Genomic DNA, 19,532 nt, shown 5'->3' on the forward strand with positions numbered 1-19,532 from the left:
GTGCTTCAGCCCCGCCGAGGGCTGGCCACGCCCCCCTTCGCCGCCAGCAGGTGCCCCAGCGGCAGGGCAGTCTCCGACTTGATCTCCCGCAGCACGATGCTCGAGCGCACGTGCGTCACGCCCGGCAGGCTGAACAGCACCTCGTGCAGAAAGCGCTCGTAGTGCTTCATGTCGGGCACCGTCACGTTCAGGATGTAGTCGGCCGGCCCGGTGGCCGACACGCAGCGAATGATTTGCGGGCTGGCGGCCACCGCCTGCTCGAAGCGCTGCACCATTTCTTCGCTGTGCCGGTCGAGGTTGACCTCGGCCACGGCCGACACATGCAGGCCGACCTGCTCGGGGTCGACCAGCGCGGTGTAGCCGCGAATCACGCCGGCGGCCTCCATGTCCTTGATGCGCTTCCAGCACGGCGTGGGCGAGAGCCCCACGGCCTCGGAAATCTGCTGCACCGTCTGGCGGCCGTCGTGCTGCAGCGCAGAAAGAATCTTGAGGCAATGCTCATCGAGAGAAACAGAACCAACATTCATCGCAGTTTCCGAGAAGATTTTTCTTCAAACAAGGGTCTGCGCCAGTGTATTGAAGAAACACTTCCTCCGGGTGCAGCCGAACAATCTGGGCCATGAACGCCCCCCACGCCACGGCTGCACTCAGACGGCCCGACTACCAGCTCTCCGACAACCTGTGGGCCACCACAGGCTCGGTCTTTCTCACCGGCACGCAGGCGCTGATTCGCATCCTGGCGATGCAGGGCCAGCGCGACGCGGCGCGCGGCCTGCGCACGCAGGGCTTTGTCAGCGGCTACCGCGGCTCGCCGCTGGGCATGGTCGACCAGGCGATCTGGAAGGCCGGCGAGCGCTTCAAGCAAACCGGCATTCGCTTTGTGCCCGCCGTGAACGAGGAGCTGGCCGCCACGCAGGTGCTGGGCACGCAGCGCGTGGAGTCCGACCCCGAGCGCACCGTGGAAGGCGTGTACGCCATGTGGTACGGCAAGGGCCCCGGCGTGGACCGCGCGGGCGACGCGCTCAAGCACGGCAACGCCTACGGCTCGTCCCCGCACGGCGGCGTGCTGGTGGTGGCGGGCGACGACCACGGGTGTGTGTCGTCGTCGATGCCGCATCAGAGCGACCACGCCTTCATGGCTTGGCGCATGCCCGTGATGCAGCCGGCCAGCGTGGCCGAGTACCTGGAGTTCGGCCTTTACGGCTACGAGCTCTCGCGCTACTCGGGCGCATGGGTCGGCATGGCGGCGCTGTCTGAAATTGTGGAGAGCGCGGGCACCGTGGACCTCGACGCCGTCAACGCACGCGTTGCCGCCTGGGAAAGCGCCGACACCGTGCGCGCCGCCACCGGCCACCAGGCACCGCCCGACGGCCTGCACTACCGCTGGCCCGACCTGCCTTCATTGCGCATCGAGTCGCGGCTCGAAGACAAGCTTGCGGCCGTCGCCGCCTTCACCCAGCGCAACAGCATCGACCGCCAGGTCATCGTGAGCCCGCATGCCAAGGTAGGCATCGTCACCTGCGGCAAGGCGCACCACGACCTGATGGAGGTGCTGCGCAGGCTGGAGCTGTCGCCCGATCAGCTCGCGCGCGCCGGTGTGCGGCTGTACAAGGTGGGCCTGAGTTTTCCGCTGGAGCAAACGCGCCTGAAGGCCTTTGCACAGGGGCTCGAAGAGATCCTCATCGTCGAAGAGAAGGGCGCGGTGGTCGAGACGCAGCTGCGCGACATCTTCTACAACGCCCCTGCCGATGCCCGCCCCGCGCTCGTCGGCAAGCACGACCGCCAAGGCCAGCCGCTGGTGTCGGCGCTGGGCGAGCTGCGCCCCTCGCGCCTCATCGAGCTGGTGGCGCACTGGCTGGCCGTGCACTTCCCCGACAACCACGACCTGGGCGACCACCTGCAGCATGTGCGCGACTTCACGCCGCCCGAACTGCTGGGCAACGCGAGCGATGCCGTCAAGCGCGTGCCGTACTTCTGCGCCGGCTGCCCGCACAACACCAGCACCAAGGTGCCCGAAGGCTCCGCTGCGCGCGCCGGCATCGGCTGCCACTTCATGGCCAACTGGATGGACCGCAGCACCGCGGGCCTCATTCAAATGGGCGGGGAGGGCGTCGACTGGATCTCGCACGCCATGTTCACCAAGACACCGCACGTGTTCCAGAACCTGGGCGACGGCACCTACTACCACTCGGGTTACCTTGCCATTCGCCAGGCCGTGGCGGCCAAGGCCACGCTGACCTACAAGATTTTGTTCAACGACGCGGTGGCGATGACCGGCGGCCAGCCGGTCGACGGCGTCATCAGCGTGGACGCCATCGCGCGCCAGGTCGAGTCGGAGGGCGTGACCAAAGTGGTGGTGGTGAGCGACGCCATCGACAAGTACGACGCCATCAAGAACCGCTTTCCGCAAGGCACCGAGTTCCACGACCGCGCCGCGCTCGACGAGGTGCAGCGCCGCCTGCGGGAAATGCCCGGCGTGACCGTGCTCATCTACGAGCAGACCTGCGCCGCAGAAAAGCGCCGCCGCCGCAAGAAGGGCGAGCTGGCCGACCCGCCCAAGCGCCTGTACATCAACGAGGCCGTGTGCGAAGGCTGCGGCGACTGCACCGTGCAAAGCAACTGCGTGGCCGTGCTGCCGCAAGAAACACCGCAGGGCCGCAAACGCAAGATCGACCAGACCAGCTGCAACAAGGACTACTCCTGCGCCAAGGGCTTCTGCCCCAGCTTCGTGGGCGTTACCGGCGGCAAGCTGCGCCGCAAGAGCGGTGCGCTGGCGGCCGGGCGCGACGCCTTCCTGCACCGCGTGGCCGCGCTGCCCCACCCCGCGGCGCATGCGTGGACCGCGCCTTACGACCTGCTGGTAACGGGCGTGGGCGGCACCGGCGTGGTGACCGTGGGCGCCGTCATTGCCATGGCCGCGCATCTGGAAGGCAAGTCGGCCAGCGTGCTCGACTTCATGGGCTTTGCGCAGAAGGGCGGCTCGGTGCTGAGCTTTGTGCGCATGGCCGATGCGCCCGAGCGGTTGAACCAGGTGCGCATCGACACCCAGCAGGCCGATGCCATTCTGGCCTGCGACGTGGTGGTGGGCGCATCGCCCGACGCACTGCAAACCGTGCGCCACGGCCGCACGCGCGTGCTGGCCAACGTGCATGAGATTCCTGTGGCCGAGTCGCTGCGCAACCCCGACGCCGACCTGCACGTCGACCTGCTGCTGGAGAAGATGCGCTTTGTGGCCGGTGAAGAACAGGTCGAGACCTTCGACGCGCAGAGCCTGGCCGAAGAGTTTCTGGGCGACACGCTGGCCGCCAACATCGTGGCCACCGGCTACGCCTGGCAACGCGGCCTGGTGCCGCTGAGCCTGGAGGCGCTGATGCATGCGATTGAACTCAACGGCGTGGCCGTGGCAGCCAATCAGTCGGCGTTTTCGCTCGGCCGGCTGGCGGCCGGCGACGCCGCGGCACTCGACCAACTGCGCGCCGCGCCGGCGCAGGCACCGCAGCAGCAAGGCGACGAGCGCCCGCTGGAAACGCTGATCGCCGATGCGCGCAGCCACCTCACCGGCTACCAGAACGCCGCATGGGCCACGCGCTTCGAAACGCGCATTCGCGCACTGCAGAAGGCCGAGGCCGCGCTGCAGGGCGGAGATGTGAGCCTGCCCTTCACGCGCAACGCGGCGCGCAGCCTGATGAAGCTCATGAGCTACAAGGACGAGTACGAGGTCGCGCGCCTGTACACCGACGGCGCGTTCATGCAGAAGCTGAAAGACCAGTTCGAAGGTGAGCTGAAGCTCGAATTCCATATGGCCCCGCCGCTGCTCTCGCGCCCCGTGAACGGGCAGGCGCCGGCCAAGATTCGGCTCGGTGCATGGATGCTGCCGGCCATGAAATGGCTTGCGCACGGCAAGCGCCTGCGCGGCACGGCCTTCGACCTGTTCGGCCACACCGAAGAAAGGCGAACCGAGCGCGAGCTCATCGCGCACTTCGAAGGCCTGCTGCAAGACATGGCGGGCGAACTGACCGCGCAGAACCAGTCGACCGCGGCACGCGTGGCCGCGCTGCCGATGTCGGTGCGCGGGTTCGGGCATGTGAAGCTGGCGAACCTGGAATCAGCGCGCGTGCGCGAGGCGGAGCTGCTGCACCGCTTTGCGCCGTTGCGCTACGCGAAGCCGAGCACCGCTGCTGCTGCTGCTGCGGGGCAGATCAGGGGCATTGCGATCGTGGCGGGCACCAGCGCCTGAGCAGGTTGAAACGCCGGTGCAGGCACCCAGGCGGCCGAGCCTGCAGCGTCAGACCTTGCCCGGTGTCAGCCGCCGCCGGCTCGCCCACAGGTTGACCAGCGCGTCGAGCTCCGTCGCATAGAGCCTGTCGGGCCGAACGGCTCCTTCGTCGACCGCAACCCGTGTGCCGAGCGAGGCCTGCCAGCAGTTTGAAGAGAGCTGCCGGAAGTGGCCTAGGCACATGTACCCGAACGGCGTGGAGATCGAAAAGTCGCATCGCCGCAGCAGCATGCCGTCGCTTTGCGCGCCTTCGACGTCTTTTGTCGACACGAGCACATGCACACCGTCGTCTTGAATGATGTTCTGCCTTGGCAGGATGGCCAGCAGCGGAGACGGGCGGTGGAAGGGTGAATCTGACATGACTGTTTGTGTATCGGCAACTGATGGCACAAGTTGAAGGTGTGATGCGCAGATAAGGGAAAGCACCCGTCCGGCTGGCCGGGCATGCGCCGGTGGAACGGGTTCAATTGAGGTCGATGGCGTCAAGGGCGTCAATGGCGCCAATGCATTCAAGGAGAATTTTTTCGCATGAACGCTCAACTTCGAATTGTTCGCCCGGTCAGCTCGTTGGACGTTTCCGTCGCCATGTATTGCGACGGCCTTGGCCTGCGACTACTGGAAAGGTTTGCGGGCCACCAAGGTTTTGATGCGGCCCTGCTCGGCTCACCGGGGTTGCCCTACCACTTCGCATTCACCTATTGCCGCGACCAGCCGATAGTGCCGACGCCCACGGTCGACGACCTCAGCGTTTTCTATGTGCCGTATCTTGTGGAATGGCAGCGCTTGTCGAGCAATATGCTGGCTGCGGGATTCACGGAGGTTGCCTCCTTCAATCCGTATTGGCAGCGGCAAGGGCGAACGTTTGCAGACCCGGATGGGTATCGCGTGGTGCTGCAGCAAGCGAGTTGGGGGGCGTAATGACGAGGTTGGAACGGAGCAGTTCAGAACGCGTCGGCGGGAGCTGGATGGCATCAAAAGGAAGGTGTATGTGCTCCCTGCACTGCCAGGCTTCCCCTGAACGCCAAGTGCGGCAGTCCCGCGTCGGCCAGATTGTGCGGTTTGTCTTTGCTTGCGCACCGGGTCACCGCAACCGACTGGCTACCAACCTCCGCTACCGGGTCCGCCTTTGAAGGGCCCCGCCAGGTCGGGGGTGATCCAGCCCCCATAGAAGGCGCCCTCCTGTGGATGGGCCGTCGATCCGTCGACACGGCAGTCAAGATTGTGGGCATAGAAGGCCACACAGCCGGCGAGTGGCTCGGCACCAGACAACGGATGGGGGTAGCTCCAGGCGACCTGGTCCAAGCGACGTGCGCCGTCTACCAGATTCCAATAGCGCGCCGGTCCCTTCCACTCACAGAACGAGCCACCGCCAGCGGGCTGCAACAGTCCGAGCTGTACGTCGACCAGCGGCAGGTAGAACGTGGGTGGGTGGGCCGTTTCGCGGACAGCCCAGGCGGCGCGTGTGCGCGCTACCTCGAGATGGCCCCAGAGCACGACGATCTCACGTGCTTCGCGTACGAGCTCTGGCGGCCTCGGGAAATCCCAAACCGAAACCTGCCCTGACGCAGGGACATCGGCGAACGGGGGCCGCTCTTGCCCTCGCCAAAGCCACTGCGCGCGGGCACTCTCAAGCCATTTGGAATCGCTGCTCATGATGGCTCGGAGGATACATGGACGAGCCCGAAGTGGCGGTCGAATGCCGAGAACCCAAGGCGGTTCGGAGCAACCAGCTTTTGACAGAGACAGTGATGCCGACGATGTGCACCTGCAGCCAAAACATTGGCCGTCAGCGCTTGGCCGGATGTCTACTGTTCGGACCTGCGAAATGGCGCTGCCGCTGCAAGGCGGACATGTGGTTCCCCCAGCGGTGTGACTGCAATGGGCCCAAGGCGCCTGGTAGCCGAGAGGCTACATTCGGCAATTAGCGGACTGTCGCTGCCGACACCCGATGGGCTTTCCTTCACGCTTCACGAACAATCTGGACCATGATTTTCCCCTGGGTAATGCTCACTGCGGCTGCCGTCTTTGCATATCTCGGCTACGACGCCGCGCGCCTCTCGACGCCGGCGAAGAATGTTCCTTACTCTCTGACCGCAAAGAGCTGGGATGAGGACGTCGCCCATGTCTCGCTCGCAGAACAACAAAAGCGAAAGCAGTACAACGCCACCCGCGGCATCGGCGACCTCAGCCAATCTGTCTGGCTCTTCGGGGTCCTGTGCGTCGGCTGCCTGGCGTCGGCTGGTTACTCCTTCTATGGTTGACTAAGCGGCTCAGACGGCCAGAAGCAGTCGTCCGCGATGCCGACACAATCAGTTCGCTTTCGCTGCTGAGCACAGGAGAATCATGGACGGGGTTGTCATCTATTTCGCTGAAACTAAGCTACTTGACGTGCTGAACGGATTCAACGAAGTCCGGCGCCGCGACGTTGCCTCTCACGAGTATTCAGTCCTTCCCTATGAAGCCGACACGTGGAAAGACGAACTCGAAGCGGACGAGTTTGAAGAGCTTGTCCAAGCATTGGGGCAGGCTCCGTCGTGCGCCGTACACATTAGCTGCCGACATGGCAACGCGGCACGTGATGCCCTAGCCGCTGTGTCGAGTGTCATGTCCAGATTCCCCAAGTCGCTTCTCGACGACGACTTCAAAAGTTGGTGGACGAGCGACCAAGTGCAGGCATGCAATGCATCCGCGCCCTCAGACGGCGTCTACGCCCTTCGGAGGCATCGCTAGTGTGTGATTGCGGCTGTCTTTCCGGGCCACGCAAACGACAGTGATCGGCCAGCACCAGACCTTCCCCGGCGGTGCGTGAATTGGCTCAGGATTTGTAGCCGTTTACTCACGCCAACTCGCAGACGGCGGGCATGATCCTCAGTTTGTTGCAATCTACATCACGTCAGGCTGTCAGCCCATGGAAGCTAGAAATCGATTTGGCGTTGTATCTGTTTTCTTCGGTATTGCAGGCTTGCTCGCCGGCATCGGAATCACGGAAGCCGAGCGCGTGCGCATACCGGGATCCGGCCATCTCCTAACCTGGATGGATCGACTGGGTTTGGTGCGACCGCCGCCTCCAGGTCAAGCGCCCGAGTGGCGGCCGCGAGGTCTTCTCGACCTCACGGACGACCGGGTTCTTCAATGGATTCTTGTGTACTCGGTCTGCTTTGCAATTTGGGCCTTGTTGATGGCACTCCTGGCCGAGCAGCAACGCGAAGAGTCATCAAGTCTGGGTCTCGGCTTCATTCTGGGAGCGTTAGCACTCTATGTTCATGGCTTTGAGTACGGCATGTCAGCACTACTTGCTGGTGGCGTCGCGCTTGTTCTCATTCGGCGCGGTGAGAGTTGATTTTTTCAACTGACTGGACATCGCTTCGGTAAGCCGAGTCGGAACTGGTCGCGAGCGTTGGAAGTCCGCTTACGAAAAGGTCAAAGGACTGTGATGGACCCGTCCACGACGGCGGCGCGACCGGCTACGGTCGGCAGACCGACGTCTGCTTCCGGCCCTTTGCACCAGCAGTTGGTGCGGCTACGGTCGGCCAAGACCGGTCGTTCCACGCTGCGGCAAAATTCGGGATGAAGCACACGCTAGAGAACCTGTTTTTCGAACGTAAGGAAGCAGAATCCATTTCGACCAGCAGTGAGGTCGGTTGCTCTCTTGGTATGCAGGGGATGACCAGCTGTGGTATCTGGAAGTCTGCTTTTACGATTTCGCCACCAAGGACATTGAAGGAGACCACTTGATGTTCAGCCTCCAGGAGGCTATGAACCAGGCTCAGGTGGATTATGGAATTTTGGAGTCCGACTGGCCGCCGTTGCACCCGGACGAAGTTGACTCAATTCCGTTCATCGACGGGGAGCGAACTCAATCAAAGGGCTGCTGAAGCAGCCAATAACCGGCCAATACCGGCCGTCCAAGCGGACGCCTCGCGGCGCCGCTCAGCTTCAACATCAGGACGTACAAATGCCGCGCCTTCATAGATCCGTCGCGCTCCTGACCCTAATCGCCGTTAGCCCGTTCTCTCCGCAGAGTACCGCAAGTTCGGTAGCGGAGAATTTCCGGATACATAAGGTGGCTGCGCTAATTCCGCCGGCAAGAATGCCGACAGAGGTGCAATTGGAAATGCTCAAACAATGCAGGTCGACGAGTGTCGATCCGGTAAATCTAATTCAAATTTCTAGCAGCGATAAAAAGCTTTTACAAGGGCGTGACTCACTACGATTCTTCGCAAACGGTGCTCCGCAGGTCGCACTGGCTTGGTATCCAGCAGCCCTGTTGGATCCCACTGGAAGACACGCCGAACCAGGAGTGACAGCATCCGTCGCTGACACATTTGCCATCTGTTTGCTCAAAAAAGGCTACAGGTATGGAACATATCAGCAAAAAATAGTTTTTCCATGATGCTTGCTCGGCCATAAGGAAACGTTCGAAGTGACGCAGAATCTCTTCTTGTTTCCTTTGTCGAGCTTTTCATCATGAAACATGACTGGTCAGCGGCCATCGACACAAGATCTTTCATGATGTGTGAACCCAAATATCTCGTCGCACCCGTAAGGAAAAAATACCGGAAACGACCTACCGTGAGGTCGGTACCTCTGCGTGGCTTATCAGGCGAAGAGCCTCGGCTGTATTTGATGGTTTGCTGTCGCGATTCCGATTCGCAAGACATCGAAGGGGACCATCTGATGTACAGCCTCGAGGAGGCCACGGCCGCATCGCGAGAGGAATTCGGAACTTTGCATTCCGACTGCCGAACATTGCGCGAGGACGAAGTTGACGCAATTCTGTATAGATGGAGGATGGCTGCGTCGGCACACGAACGCCAGCTTCGACGCATTCTGTACAACCGGTATGGGCCCTTTGCTCCCATGAGGCGACAGGCAACAGTCGGCCAAGACCAGTCATTCGTGAGAAGCGCCGAATCGGCCTTTCTCTGGCCCTCAGCGGCTCGTGCAGCGAAATTGTTCTGGGCGCACCTTTGCCGACCGTCTCGCTTCTTCTCATTCAAGATGAACCCTCCGCCAACCCACGTACCCGGAAAGCCATATCGCTTCTTCTCTATCCCGCTGATGATTCAACCGAACCTGTGGGATGAGAAGTCGTCTGTAAGATTTCGTGGTGTCCAATTTTCCGTGCTTTACATGATTCCTGTGCTGATCATGTCCGTCATCGTCCCGCTTGTGGTGTTGTTCCCCGCTATGGATTTCAGCGAGATAGGAGCACTCCTCGTTGCGGCCCCCTTCTGGATTCTTGCCGGCTACTTCCTACTAGCTCACGCAATCGGAATACTTGTGGGTCTCTATCACTATTCCGATTTCTTGAAATTCACTGGTCACCGGTCAATTCATTGAGATCGGCGGCTCACGGCCGAGGCTGTGTGAAAACGTTCGAAGGTCGTGGTTTTGTGGGTAGCCAAACCATTCCCGAACCCTTGATCGTCGATCCTGGCGCGATCTGAGAGGTCGGCTTTCATGCAATGGGTACAGCGCCAGCGTTTTCACACAGCCTCGGCCAGAACCAGACGCTCAACTCATCGCCCCACCAACCTATGAATGATGCCTTGATACAAGAACTGCTCGAGTGTCAGCGAAGGCTCAGTGCCGCGCTGCTGCAGCGTTACCCCGAGGTGCAAGGGAACAAATGGCTTCTTGGCGTTCAGATAGCTGAAGATCTCGAAGTTCACGGCGAGCATTGGGCGGCCCAGAAACACGGGTCTGGCGTGGTCTTCACCCGACAAGCACCAGTGCCCCACCTCGTCGTCGACATGCACACGGCAGTCAGCGATCCGGAGGTAATTGATCCTTGGCGAGTACAGCAATTTGCCGAATCGAAGGGTCAGCCTTTGCGCTATGACGAGGCTGAGTCTTTGCTTTACCGAGCATCGATGGGTTGACAGCCCTCGGCCAGAACCAGACTTTCGTGGGCAGGTTAGATTTGCGCCCATGACACGTTCACGAATACCTCTCGAGGCCGCCGCCGGCAAGCTCATCGCGGCGATTCAAAAGGAGTGGGGCATCGAAGCTGGCGAGCCGCGGTCGGCTGCAAGCGAAAACGTGATGCATGCAGCGCACAACCTGCTGCAGGCCGCTTCGAAGTTTGGGGCAATGGTGAGCGTTACCGGCCCGGGCTCCGTATCGACGTTTTTGGGCGAGCAGTGGGTTCAGGCCCATCCGCAAGTCTTGCCATACATCGCGGCCCTTGAAGGCGCTCAACGAGCAGCGGACGGCAAGCGGCCAAGACCGGCCCTCGAAGAAACGGTGGAATGAATTCAGTCAGAACCGAAACTTCAACCTCACAGAAGAATTTCACCGAATGAACTCTTCCGCCGCTTCACTTGCAGCGATCCGTATCGCGATGATGCTTCCATTGACGTTGGCGTGTTCCGTTGCTCTTGCGACGACCCCGCTACACATGACTACCGATGTCTGGTTCAAAGAAAACAGTTCACTGCTAGAGCCAAATGCCGTCGTGGAACTGGAGAGACTAGTTTGCAAACTCAAGGGCGGCAGGGTTGATGTGTTGAGGTTGTACGCGCACGCCGCGAAAGGTGAGGGGAATCCGGAAAATCTTGCATTGGGTCGTGCATTGGCAGTCCGGGCATTGATGCTTGCTTCGCCTGCTGCCATTGAGCACATCGTGATCAGGAATGGTTCTGACACAGAACCTGTCAAGAGCAACGCTACGGAGGCGGGGCGTGCCGCCAATCGGCATGTGGAGCTTGAGGTGTCTTTCGCAAAACCACCAATGGGGTGGGGTGAAGAATGCGGTCCACGAGGCCAACTTCCATAGCCTTTCGTCCGCGCCCGCACTGCGCAGACAGGGCTACTGTTCGCCATGGAGAGAAACCGCCTCCACGCGATCGCCCGCTTTCGAGCGGACCGCGTGTCGGCTTCGGGCCGAGGCTGTGTGAAAACGTTCGAAGGTCATGTTTTTGTGGGTAGCCAAACCATTCCCGAACCCTTGATCGTCGATCCTGGCGCGATCTGAGAGGTCGGCTTTCATGCGATGGGTACAGCGCCAGCGTTTTCACACAGCCTCGGCCCGAAGCGGCTGTACGTCGTGCTCTGATCCTGACTTTCGATGAACGTCCGCTTTCTGGAGGGCCCAATGGCCGCAATGTGCCCATAACTGCCCCAGAGCTACCCCGCAAACGAATCCCGCGCCACAGGCGGGCCGCGAAACTCGCAGCCCGCAGACCAGCCGCTAACTGTCAGCCTCAGGGCCTCATGCCGCGCCTTCTCGCTCAACTGAAATAGCTCCCCAGCCTCACGCGCCAATTCAGCCGCAAGCCAAAGCAGGTTGTCCAGTTGTCGCGGTCCCGTGCCGCTGCACCAGTCGATGTCTTCCCCGTGGCAGACCCACAGCAGGGCTTCGAGTTGGGCGAGTGTGTTTTCGAGCTGGTCCGCCGGGTCTTGGGCGGTCTCGTCGGGGGAATTTCGGGGCGAGGGGGCCCCGGCTATAGTCTTGGTAGCCATTTTTGTGCGGTCCTTAAGAGGTAAGTGCACTTCTTTGGTTAGACGGTCGGGGTGTTAGTCGCATCCCGGCCGTCGCCTTTGATACCTCGCATCTGCATCGTTGCTTGTTCAGCACCGACAACCTGCCGCGAGGCGAGCAGTCTTCAAAAAATTTGTATGGCTGTGTGTGTGGCGCCTTCCTTGTTCCCTTGGCGGGGTTGTGAGTGACAGGGGCATTCACTTTAGAGAACAGCCGGGCCTTCTCAGCCGTTTTGCGCGGCACTAAATTCCGACAAGCGCCAACAAATGCAGCTTCCGCAATACGCCGCGCGTGCGTGCATGGAAAGGCCACATTTGCTTCCGCTCAAGACACAAAATTGCGCGCCCCGGCATTGCGCCGGAGCCTTCATTCCGCCCGGCTACACCCGCGGAAACGGCTTGCTCAAATAGCGCGAGCCCTTCTCGCCAAAGCGCCACGGCAGCTCGATCGCTTTCGATATACCGATGCGGGGCCCCACCGCCAGTGCCAGCGCCGGTTGGCCGCCGACGGGCGCGAGCAGTTCGAAGGGCGGCGCGCTCAGCGCCATGCCGTCGAAGCTGCGGTCGATGCCCAGCGCCTGTCCCACCCGGCCAGGCCCGGCACACAGCAGCCGCATCTCATCGAGCCCGCGCCGCACCCGCATGCGCTCGATGCCGTGGGTCGGCTCCAGCGCGCGAATCAGCACCCCTGCGCCATGCCCGGCCTCACGGCAAACGAAGTTCAGGCACCAGTGAATGCCGTAGGAGCGGTACACATACGCATGCCCTGGCGGCCCGAACAGCGCGGCGTTGTGGGGCCGCAGGCCGCCAAAGCCGTGCGCGGCCGGCTCGGTGCTGTCGTACGCCTCGGTCTCCACGATGCGCCCGCCCACGCCGTCGATCAGCACGGTCACGCCGATCAGCCGGCGCGCCACGTCCTGCGACGGGCCGTTGAAGTCGATGGATTCAGCGATGGGGAGCAGGGCGGTGGAAGGCATGCGCGCCGATGTTAGACGTGCAATTGCGCAGCCTGCTGTAGCACCTGCGCACGTTGCAGGCACGCCAGCAGCACCATGAACGCAGGTTCTATGTCGGCCTCCTGCACGCACGCATAGCCCAGCAGCAAGCCGCGTTGCGCGCCGCTGCGGCGGTAGTAGCGCGACAGCGGCCGGGTGAGCACGCCGTGCGCCTCGGCGTCGCTTGAAATCGCGACGTCGTCGCTGCCTTCGGGCAACTGCAGCACCAGGTGCAGACCGGCGTTGCTGGCCTGCGGATGCAGGTACGCGGGCCCCAGGTGCGTGGCAATCAACCCCGCCAGCAGCGCGCGCCTTCGCGCATACAGCACCCGCATGCGCCGGATGTGCGCTGCGTAGTGGCCCTGGTCGATCAGCTCGGCCAGCGCCACCTGCGTGAGCGCGTGGCCCTCGCGGTACAGGTCGGCATGCGCGGTGCGAAAGGGCGCGGCCAGCGCGCGCGGCAGCACCATGTAGCCCACGCGCAAGCCGGGGAACAAGGTCTTGCTGAAGGTGCCGACGTAGATCACCGGGCTGTCGGCCTCCAGCCCCTGCATCGACGGAATGGGGCGGCCCGCAAAGCGGAATTCGCTGTCGTAGTCGTCCTCGAAGATCCAGCCGCCCGAGGCGCGCGCATGGTCGAGCAACGCGCGCCGCCGCGCCAGGCTCATCACGGAGCCCAGTGGGTATTGGTGCGACGGCGTCACGAACATCAGCCGCGGCGGTGTGCCGCCGCGCGGCCAGCCGGCCTGGGGGTCGTCGTCGCCCACTTCCACCTTGAGCGCACGCACGCGCGTGCTGTCCATCTGCAGCACCTTGTGAAAGCCCCAGTAGCCCGGCTCTTCCACCCACACCGTGTCGCGCGGGTCGGCCAGCATGCGCAGCGACAGGTCGATGGCCTGGTGCACGCCCTCGGTCACCAGCACCTGGTCGGCGTTGCAGCGCACCGCGCGTGCCACGCGCAGGTGCTCGGCAATGGCCTCGCGCAGGGCCGGGTGGCCGCCGCCGTGCGAGTACGTCAGCAGCTCGGGCGCGGGCGCGCGCCACAGCCGCGACACGATGCGCCCGAAGGTGCGGTGCGGAAACTGCGTGACGTCGGGCACGCCGGGCATGAAGGCGCCCCACTGGCGCGGCGCGGCGGAGGCATCGGCCACCAGCGCCTGCGCGCGCTTGGCGAGCCGCACGGCGCCGGGCGCCTCGGGCGCGGTGGCGCGCGCGCGGCCGGCGCTCAGCTGGCTCTCTGGCGTGGTCGCTGCCACGAAGGTGCCGCTGCCCACGCGCGAATGCACATAGCCCTCGGCCTGCAGTTGCGCATAGGCGTGCAGCACGGTGTTGCGCGACATGGCGGTTTCGCGCGCCAGGTCGCGCGAGGCGGGCAGGGGGCTCGACGGCGGCAGGCTGCCGTCGAGGATGGCCTCGCGCAGGCAGTCGTACAGCTGGCGGTTGAGCGCGGGGCTCGTGCCATCTGTGGCATTGGTGGCATCGGCGGCATTTGCTTTGGGTGCCATGCGCTGCAGCACCAGGTCGGCGCAGATGGATTTCATGCGGTTTTTTGATTGGCCCCATGCATTGGAGCGAAATTGGATCTTTTCGGTGGGGCCAATAGCCGATTCAATCAGATCTGTTCAAAGCCCACCAGCCCCTTTTTTCAACCGGACCCTTCCATGACCACCAACAGCGAACTCAAGACCCGCCGCCTCGCCGCCACCCCGCGCGGCGTGGGCGTGATGTGCGACTTTCATGCCCAGCGCGCCGAGAACGCCAGCCTGTGGGACGTGGAGGGCCGCGAGTACATCGACTTTGCCGCCGGCATTGCCGTGCTGAACACCGGCCACCGCCATCCGCGCCTGGTGGCGGCCATCCAGGCGCAGCTGGCCCAGTTCACGCACACGGCCTACCAGATCGTTCCGTACGAAAGCGTGATCTCGCTGGCCGAGCGCCTGAACGCGCTGGTGCCCATCTCGGGCCCGGTGAAAACCGCCTTCTTCACCACCGGCGCAGAGGCACTGGAAAACGCCGTGAAAATCGCCCGCGCCCACACCGGCCGCCCCGGCGTCATCGCCTTTGGTGGCGGCTTTCATGGCCGCACGCTCATGACGCTGGCCATGACCGGCAAGGTGGCGCCGTACAAGCTGGGCTTTGGCCCGTTCCCGGCCGACGTGTTCCATGTGCCGTTTCCCAGCGCGCTGCAAGGCGTGAGCGCGGCCGATTCGCTGGCCGCATTGGCGCGCCTGTTCAAGGCCGACATCGAGCCTACGCGCGTGGCCGCCATCGTCATCGAGCCGGTGCAGGGCGAGGGCGGTTTCAACGTGGCGCCCACCGAGCTGATGCAGGGCCTGCGCGCGCTGTGCGACGCGCACGGCATCGTGTTGATTGCCGACGAGGTGCAGAGCGGCTTTGCGCGCACCGGCAAGCTGTTTTCCATGCAGCACCACGGCGTGGAGCCCGACCTCATCACGCTGGCCAAGAGCCTTGCGGGCGGCATGCCGCTGTCGGCGGTGGCCGGGCGCGCGCACATCATGGACGCGCCCGCGCCGGGCGGCCTGGGCGGCACCTACGCCGGCAACCCGCTGGCCGTGGCCTCCGCGCATGCGGTGCTAGACGTGATCGTCGAAGAGAAGCTGTGCGACCGCGCCGCCGAGCTGGGCTCGCGCCTGGTGTCGCGCCTGCTCGACGCCAAGGAATCGAACAAGGCCATTGCAGAGGTGCGCGCACAGGGCTCGATGGTGGCCATCGAGCTGTGCGACCCCGCCACCGGCGCACCCGACGCCGAGGCCGTGAAGCGCGTGCAGGCCAAGGCGATGGAACACGGCCTGCTGCTGCTGAGCTGCGGCATGTACGGCAACGTGATTCGCTTTCTGTACCCGCTGACCATTCCCGATGCGCTGTTCGAACGCGCGCTGAACATCATCGACGACGCACTGAAGGGCTGAGCATCCACATGACCAACCCAATGACCGCTGACAACCTCGGCCTGAAGCGCCCCGACCTGCTGCAGCAGGCCTGCCTCATCAACGGCGAATGGACCGCCGCCGACAGCGGCGCCACGCTCGCCGTGACCGACCCCGCCACCGGCAAGCACATTGCCGACGTGCCCCGCATGGGCCGCAGCGAAACCGAGCGCGCCATCGCCGGCGCAGCCGCCGCGCTGCCCGCCTGGCGTGCACGCACCGCCCGCGAACGCGCCCAGGTGCTGCGCCGCTGGGCCGACCTGATGCTTGCGCACCAGGACGACCTGGGCCGCCTCATGACGCTGGAGCAAGGCAAGCCGCTGGCCGAAGCGCGCGGAGAAATCGCCTACGCCGCCTCGTTCATCGAATGGTTTGCCGAAGAGGCCAAGCGCGTCGACGGCGAAGTGATGCAGCCGCAGCGCGGCGGCCAGCACATCGTGGTGCTCAAGCAGCCGATTGGCGTGTGCGCGGCCATCACGCCGTGGAACTTTCCGGCCGCGATGATCACGCGCAAGGTCGGCCCCGCGCTGGCCGCGGGCTGCACCATCGTCGTGAAGCCGGCCGAGCTCACGCCGCTGAGCGCGTTCGCGCTCGGCGTGCTGGCGCTGGAGGCCGGCCTACCGCCGGGCGTGCTGCAGATCGTGACCGGGGACGCGCCGGCCATTGGCGCCGCGCTGTGCGAGAGCGACACGGTGCGCAAGCTCAGCTTCACCGGCTCCACCGGGGTGGGCCGCCTGCTGATGCAGCAATGCGCGCCCACCATCAAGAAGCTGTCGCTGGAGCTGGGCGGCAATGCGCCGCTGATCGTGTTCGACGACGCCGACCTGGAGCGCGCGGTCGAAGGCATCGTCGCCTCCAAGTTCCGCAACGCGGGCCAGACCTGCGTGTGCGCCAACCGCATCTATGTGCAGTCGGGCATCTACGACGCGCTGTCGCAGCGCCTCGTGGAGGTGGTGGAAGCGATGCGCGTGGGCAACGGGCTGGAAGCCGGCGTTACGCAGGGCCCGCTGATCGACACGCGCGCCGTGGCCAAGGTGCGCGAGCACATCGACGATGCGCTCACGCAGGGCGCGCAGTTGCGCACCGGCGGCAAGCCGCATGCGATGGGCGGCACCTTCTTCGAGCCCACGGTGCTCACCGGCGTGACGCAGCAGATGCGCGTGGCGCGCGAAGAAACCTTCGGCCCGCTGGCGCCGCTGTTTCGCTTCGACACCGAAGAAGAAGCCATTGCCATGGCCAACGACACGGTGTTCGGCCTGGCGGCCTACGTGTTCACCGAAGACCGCCGCCGCATCTGGCGCGTGGGCGAGCAGCTGGAGACGGGCATGGTGGGCATCAACACCGGGCTCATTTCCAACGAGGTGGCGCCCTTCGGCGGCGTGAAGCAGTCGGGCCTGGGCCGCGAAGGCTCGCGCCACGGCATCGAGGACTACCTGGAGCTGAAGTACCTCTGCATGCAGGACTGAGGCACTGGGCTCTTCGAGGCACCGGGCGCTGCCTCGAAGGGCTCAGCCCACGGCCTTGATGAGCCGCTCGCGCCCCGCTTTGGCGAGCATCGAGGCCACCGCGCAGGAGGCGAGCCGTGCCGGTTCCGAATCGGCGCGGCTCGTGAGAATCACCGGCACCTTGGTGCCCAGCACGATGCCCGCGGCATAGGCGCCGCCCAGAAAGGTGAGGCTCTTCGCGAGCATGTTGCCTGCGTCCAGGTCGGGCACGATCAGCACGTTGGCGCGGCCCGCCACCGGCGACACGATGCCCTTGATGCGCGCGGCCTCGGGGTCGATGGCGTTGTCCATGGCCAGCGGGCCGTCGAGCTGAGCACCGGTGATCTGGCCGCGGTCGGCCATCTTGCACAGCACGGCCGCGTCGAGCGTGGAGGGCACCTTGGCGTTCACCGTCTCGGTGGCCGACAGCAGCGCCACGCGCACGGCGGGCATGTGCAACGCATGCGCCAGGTCGATCGCGTTCTGCACGATGTCGACCTTTTCTTCGAGCGTGGGCGCGATATTGATGGCCGCGTCGGAAATGATCAGCGGCTGCGAATGGCCCGGCACGTCCATCACAAAGCAGTGGCTGATGCGGCGCGAGGTGCGCAGCCCGCCCTCACGGCGCACCACCGCGCCCATGAGCTCGTCGGTGTGCAGGCTGCCCTTCATCAGCGCGTCGACCTCGCCGCGCAGCGCCATGGCCACCGCCGCGTCGGCCGCGGCGTGGCTGTGCGGCGCATCGACGATCTCGAAGGCGGAGATGTCCGCGCCAATGGACTGCGCCGCCGCCTCGATACGCGCGCGCGGCCCGATGAGCACCGGCGCCACCAGGCCCAGCCGCACCGACGACAGCACCGCCTCCAGAGACACGTCGTTCACCGGATGCACCACCGCCACGCGCAGCGGCGGCAGCGCGCGTGCGGCGGCAATCAGGCGGTCGTAGTGGGGGTGTGCGGCGGGGGATGAAAGCGCCATGCGGGCTCCAGAACGAGGAATGGAAAAAGGGGAGCGCCCGTCAGGACGCGCGAATCACCGGCTGTCGCAGCACGCGCTCGCAGACCGCGCGGCGGTCCGTGAGGCTGGCGTGCTCCTGCAGCCAGGCCTTCTCGTCCGCCGGCGTGGCCGCCTTCGGGTTCGCGGCCTTGGCATGCGTGAGCCGCGCGAGCTGCGCGGCGCGTTCGAGCGCCTGCTTGCACGGGCGGTACTTTTCGGTGGCGTCGGTTTCGGTGGGCCATTGCGCCACCTGTTTGTCGAGCCGCTGGGTGACGGTGTCGAGCGCCTTGCGCTCGGCCATCGCGCGCAGGCTGATCACCTGGCTGGCCAGGTCGTTGAGCATCTGCTGGGAGGCCTCTGCCAGCTCGCGCACCGACTCGTCGTCGGCGGCCAGCGCGTTGTGGAGGCAAGCCATGGAAAGGACGGCGGCGCACAGCCATCGGGTCTTGCGATGAAACGGGAACTGCATGGCGGCAAAGCTTAGTCGATGCCGCGTGAAAGGGGCATTCCACGGCAGCGTAAATGGGAGAGACTGCGCCGGCAGTGGTTGAACTGCTCCTTCAAGGCAAACGCATGAAAAAACCCATCCTCACGTTGACCCTCGCGCTCCTGACCCTGGGCACCAGCGCCCTGGCCGCCGACCTGAAGGTGCTCACCGCCGGCGCCTTCAAGCCTGTGGTGGTAGCGCTGGCGCCGGTGTTCGAGCAGCGCACCGGCCACAAGCTCAGCATCGACAACGACACCGCCGGCGCACTGCAAAAGCGCATCGGCAATGGCGAGGCCTTTGACCTGGTGGTGCTCACGCCGGCAGCCATCGAGCAGCTTGCGGCGGCGGGCAAGGTGGTGCCGGGCACCTCTGCGCGGCTGGCGCGCGTGGCCATTGGCGTGGCGGTGAAGCAGGGCGCGCCCGCGCCCGACATCTCCAGCGTGGCCGCCTTCAAGCAGGCGCTGCTGGACGCGCGCGCGGTCGCCTACATCGACCCCGCGGCGGGCGGCTCCAGCGGCGTGTACCTGTCGCAGCTGTTCGTGAAGATGGGCGTTGCGCCGCAGATCCAGGCCAAGGCGGTGCTGGTGCCCGGCGGGCTGGTGGCGCAGCGCGTGGTCAACGGCGAGGCCGACATCGCGGTGCACCAGGTCAGCGAGATTCTTGCGGTGCCGGGCGCCATGCTGGTCGGCCCGATTCCGGCGGAGATTCAGAACTACACCGTGTATGCCGGCGCGGTGGGGTCGGCGGCGCGCGATGCATCGGCCGCGCAGGCTTTTCTGGCGCTGCTGGGCAGCGCGGAGGCGCGCGCGGTGCTTGCGCAAAAGGGCATGGAAGCGCCCTGAACGGTGCTCACGACCCGGG

General features: G+C 64.5%; 18 protein-coding genes. 11 read left to right on the forward strand and 7 right to left on the reverse strand.

Annotated features, from left to right (window positions below; all coding sequences use genetic code 11):
• Window positions 1-5: 5 nt before the first annotated feature.
• Window positions 6-527 (reverse strand): Lrp/AsnC family transcriptional regulator, encoded by a 522-nt coding sequence (locus VLK31_RS15860; protein WP_409169370.1) that lies wholly within the window; start codon window positions 525-527, stop codon window positions 6-8.
• Window positions 528-619: 92 nt separating this feature from the next.
• Here VLK31_RS15860 and VLK31_RS15865 point away from each other — a divergent pair, with 92 nt between their 5' ends.
• Window positions 620-4,237, forward strand: a complete 3,618-nt coding sequence (locus tag VLK31_RS15865) for an indolepyruvate ferredoxin oxidoreductase family protein (protein WP_409169371.1) — start codon at window positions 620-622, stop codon at window positions 4,235-4,237.
• Window positions 4,238-4,285: 48 nt separating this feature from the next.
• Here the strand turns inward: VLK31_RS15865 and VLK31_RS15870 are convergent, their stop codons facing one another.
• Complete coding sequence (locus VLK31_RS15870) at window positions 4,286-4,636, reverse strand: hypothetical protein (RefSeq protein WP_409169372.1); 351 nt, start codon at window positions 4,634-4,636, stop codon at window positions 4,286-4,288.
• A gap of 168 nt (window positions 4,637-4,804) precedes the next feature.
• On the opposite strand from VLK31_RS15870, the gene VLK31_RS15875 reads away from it, so the two are divergent.
• On the forward strand, window positions 4,805-5,194 hold the full coding sequence (locus VLK31_RS15875) for a VOC family protein (protein WP_409169373.1): 390 nt from the start codon (window positions 4,805-4,807) through the stop codon (window positions 5,192-5,194).
• Window positions 5,195-5,374: 180 nt separating this feature from the next.
• On the opposite strand, the gene VLK31_RS15880 is transcribed toward VLK31_RS15875, so the two are convergent.
• Complete coding sequence (locus tag VLK31_RS15880) at window positions 5,375-5,929, reverse strand: DUF427 domain-containing protein (protein ID WP_409169374.1); 555 nt, start codon at window positions 5,927-5,929, stop codon at window positions 5,375-5,377.
• Between the two features lie 332 nt (window positions 5,930-6,261).
• Here VLK31_RS15880 and VLK31_RS15885 point away from each other — a divergent pair, with 332 nt between their 5' ends.
• The 6 genes from VLK31_RS15885 to VLK31_RS15910 all read left to right on the forward strand — a co-directional run bounded on the left by VLK31_RS15885 (window position 6,262) and on the right by VLK31_RS15910 (window position 11,057).
• Window positions 6,262-6,537: a hypothetical protein gene (locus tag VLK31_RS15885; RefSeq protein ID WP_409169375.1), complete on the forward strand. Its 276-nt coding sequence runs from the start codon at window positions 6,262-6,264 to the stop codon at window positions 6,535-6,537.
• 647 nt (window positions 6,538-7,184) lie between these two features.
• On the forward strand, window positions 7,185-7,616 hold the full coding sequence (locus VLK31_RS15890; RefSeq protein ID WP_409169376.1) for a hypothetical protein: 432 nt from the start codon (window positions 7,185-7,187) through the stop codon (window positions 7,614-7,616).
• A 1,721-nt stretch (window positions 7,617-9,337) separates the two neighbouring features.
• On the forward strand, window positions 9,338-9,619 hold the full coding sequence (locus VLK31_RS15895) for a hypothetical protein (RefSeq protein WP_409169377.1): 282 nt from the start codon (window positions 9,338-9,340) through the stop codon (window positions 9,617-9,619).
• A gap of 197 nt (window positions 9,620-9,816) precedes the next feature.
• Window positions 9,817-10,161 carry a DUF6896 domain-containing protein gene (locus VLK31_RS15900; RefSeq protein ID WP_409169378.1) on the forward strand — a complete coding sequence of 115 codons (345 nt, stop codon included), beginning with the start codon at window positions 9,817-9,819 and terminating at the stop codon, window positions 10,159-10,161.
• 49 nt (window positions 10,162-10,210) lie between these two features.
• A complete protein-coding gene (locus VLK31_RS15905; RefSeq protein ID WP_409169379.1) occupies window positions 10,211-10,534 on the forward strand; it encodes a hypothetical protein in 324 nt (107 codons plus the stop codon).
• A gap of 46 nt (window positions 10,535-10,580) precedes the next feature.
• Window positions 10,581-11,057 (forward strand): OmpA family protein, encoded by a 477-nt coding sequence (locus tag VLK31_RS15910; RefSeq protein ID WP_409169380.1) that lies wholly within the window; start codon window positions 10,581-10,583, stop codon window positions 11,055-11,057.
• 1,084 nt (window positions 11,058-12,141) lie between these two features.
• Here the strand turns inward: VLK31_RS15910 and VLK31_RS15915 are convergent.
• Entirely contained in the window at window positions 12,142-12,738 is a 597-nt protein-coding gene (locus VLK31_RS15915) for a DNA-3-methyladenine glycosylase (RefSeq protein WP_409169381.1), read from the reverse strand.
• An 11-nt stretch (window positions 12,739-12,749) separates the two neighbouring features.
• On the reverse strand, window positions 12,750-14,297 hold the full coding sequence (locus tag VLK31_RS15920) for a PLP-dependent aminotransferase family protein (protein ID WP_409169382.1): 1,548 nt from the start codon (window positions 14,295-14,297) through the stop codon (window positions 12,750-12,752).
• A gap of 120 nt (window positions 14,298-14,417) precedes the next feature.
• Here VLK31_RS15920 and VLK31_RS15925 point away from each other — a divergent pair, with 120 nt between their 5' ends.
• On the forward strand, window positions 14,418-15,686 hold the full coding sequence (locus VLK31_RS15925; protein WP_409169383.1) for a 4-aminobutyrate--2-oxoglutarate transaminase: 1,269 nt from the start codon (window positions 14,418-14,420) through the stop codon (window positions 15,684-15,686).
• A 20-nt stretch (window positions 15,687-15,706) separates the two neighbouring features.
• Window positions 15,707-17,170, forward strand: a complete 1,464-nt coding sequence (locus VLK31_RS15930; RefSeq protein WP_409169384.1) for an NAD-dependent succinate-semialdehyde dehydrogenase — start codon at window positions 15,707-15,709, stop codon at window positions 17,168-17,170.
• Window positions 17,171-17,212: 42 nt separating this feature from the next.
• Here the strand turns inward: VLK31_RS15930 and VLK31_RS15935 are convergent, their stop codons facing one another.
• Window positions 17,213-18,166 carry a phosphate acetyltransferase gene (locus tag VLK31_RS15935; protein ID WP_409169385.1) on the reverse strand — a complete coding sequence of 318 codons (954 nt, stop codon included), beginning with the start codon at window positions 18,164-18,166 and terminating at the stop codon, window positions 17,213-17,215.
• A 40-nt stretch (window positions 18,167-18,206) separates the two neighbouring features.
• The gene (locus tag VLK31_RS15940) at window positions 18,207-18,599 is read right to left on the reverse strand and encodes a hypothetical protein (protein WP_409169386.1); all 393 of its coding nucleotides are present in this window, start codon (window positions 18,597-18,599) and stop codon (window positions 18,207-18,209) included.
• A gap of 158 nt (window positions 18,600-18,757) precedes the next feature.
• On the opposite strand from VLK31_RS15940, the gene VLK31_RS15945 reads away from it, so the two are divergent.
• Window positions 18,758-19,513, forward strand: a complete 756-nt coding sequence (locus VLK31_RS15945) for a molybdate ABC transporter substrate-binding protein (RefSeq protein ID WP_409169387.1) — start codon at window positions 18,758-18,760, stop codon at window positions 19,511-19,513.
• Window positions 19,514-19,532 lie beyond the last annotated feature (19 nt).

This window comes from Variovorax sp. H27-G14 (assembly GCF_046156345.1).
In the GTDB taxonomy this organism is placed as follows: domain Bacteria; phylum Pseudomonadota; class Gammaproteobacteria; order Burkholderiales; family Burkholderiaceae_C; genus Variovorax.